Source organism: Alcanivorax sp. UBA3183, assembly GCF_002364155.1.
Taxonomy (GTDB): domain Bacteria; phylum Pseudomonadota; class Gammaproteobacteria; order Pseudomonadales; family Alcanivoracaceae; genus Alcanivorax; species Alcanivorax jadensis.
Genome location: NZ_DEXN01000036.1, coordinates 1 through 1,904, shown reverse-complemented (window position 1 = coordinate 1,904; position 1,904 = coordinate 1). Strand labels below are relative to the sequence as shown.

The 1,904-nt window shown below is 61.9% G+C and carries 2 protein-coding genes; one reads left to right on the top strand and one right to left on the bottom strand.

Translation table 11 applies throughout. From position 1 onward, the window contains the following. A partial coding sequence (locus B3Q33_RS11525; protein WP_286827544.1) for a 3-oxoadipyl-CoA thiolase occupies nucleotides 1–1,106 on the bottom strand: 1,106 nt, incomplete at its 3' end. 323 nt (nucleotides 1,107–1,429) lie between these two features. Between B3Q33_RS11525 and B3Q33_RS11520 the strand changes: the two genes are divergently transcribed. Further along, nucleotides 1,430–1,904: acyl-CoA dehydrogenase family protein (locus tag B3Q33_RS11520; RefSeq protein ID WP_286827548.1), on the top strand; the 475-nt coding region annotated here is incomplete at its 3' end.

The following is a 1,904-nucleotide window of genomic DNA, read 5'->3' as shown; positions in this document are numbered from 1 at the left end:
GCGGTAAGGGCCAGGCGGGCGCCGGACGCCCCCAGTGGATGGCCCACGGCAATGGCGCCACCATTCGGGTTCAGGCGTTCATCATCGCCGGCCAGGCCCAGCTGCTTGCAACAGCCTAAGACCTGGGTGGCGAACGCCTCGTTAATTTCGATCACATCCATCTGGTCCAGGGTCAGCCCGGCCCGGGCCAGTGCCTTGTTGCAGGCCTCTACCGGTCCCAGCCCCATCACACGGGGCGCCACACCGGCCACGGCACCGGCGAGAATCCGTGCGCGGGGCGCAATGCCCGCCGAATCACCGGCAGCGCGAGAACCGATAATCAGTGCCGCCGCGCCGTCATTCACGCCCGATGCATTCCCTGCGGTGATGGTGCCACCCTCAACGATAGCAGGCAGTTTTGCCAATTTTTCGGCAGTGGTGCCGGCACGGGGATGCTCATCCTCTGCCACAGTCAGCGGATCTTTCTTGCGGCCCTGGGGAACGGTGACCGGCAGGATTTCTGCCTGGTAGAAACCGCGCTCCCGGGCGGCCTGGTAGCGCTGCTGCGAGCGGGCGGCAAACGCATCCGATGCGTCACGGCTGATGCCCAGATCGTCCGCCACGTTCTGGGCGGTTTCCGGCATGGTGTCGGCACCGAACTGGCGGAGAATGGCCGGGTTGGGAAAGCGGGCACCGATGGTGCTATCGAAAATGGTCATGTCGCGGCTAAAGGCTTTCTCCGCCTTGGCCATCACAAAGGGCGCCCGGCTCATGGATTCGGTACCGCCAGACACGATCAGCTCGCCCTCGCCCACCGTCACCATGCGCGCGGCATCCAGCGTCGCCGCCAGGCCACTGCCACACAGGCGGTTAACGGTTATCCCGGCCACGGATTCCGGCAGCCCCGCCAGCAACCCGGCGTGGCGCGCCACATTGCGGGCATCCTCCCCGGCCTGATTGGTATTACCGATCACCACGTCTTCATAGCGGGACAGCTCGAACCCGTTGCGCTGCACCAGCTCACGGATCACCCCGGCCAACAGATCATCCGGTCGCACCGGTGCCAGGGCGCCACCATGGCGACCAAAGGGGGTTCGCAGGCCGTCGTAAATATAGGCATCCAGCATTTGCACTCTCCCATTCAGAGAGTTGAACGTTCAAAGTTTAACGTTGAAACGCGGGATGGGAATCTGCCATTCGATAAGCGATATCGTCGCGCCCCAATGCTGGCTCTCAAGCCCGCCATTGCGAGGGAATGAGTGCAAGGGGTGGCGACTGACTCAGTCGCGTTTCAACTTTGAACTTTACACTTTCAACTGCTCTTGTCCGCTGTGCGGAATGTTATTTTGAATAACTTGACGAGCAGGATAGGCCGTGACAGAGTGCGATGCAAGAGATTCGCCCTGCGATAACACCCCTAAAAGAAGCCACGCTACAGCCGGACCCGACCATGATCCGTGATGCCGAAACCCTCACTCAACTGACCGATACCATTGCCCGCTTTGTCCGTGAACGGCTGGTGCCTGCCGAGCAGCACGTGGCCGAGACGGACACCATTCCCGAGGACATTGTCGCCGACATGAAGGCCATGGGGCTATTCGGTCTGTCGATCCCGGAAGAATATGGCGGTCTGGGGCTGACCATGGAGGAGGAAGTGCTGGTGGCCTTCGAGCTGGGCCGTACCTCCCCGGCGTTCCGCTCCCTGATGGGCACCAATAATGGCATCGGTGCCCAGGGCATTCTCATTGATGGTACCGAAGAGCAGAAGCAGAAGTACGTCCCTCCACTGGCCACCGGCGAGGTGATCGGCGCCTTCTGTCTCACCGAGCCGGATGTGGGCTCAGATTCCGGCTCAGTGAAAACCCGCGCCCAGCGTGACGGCGACCACTACATTCTCAATGGCACCAAGCGCTACATCACCAATG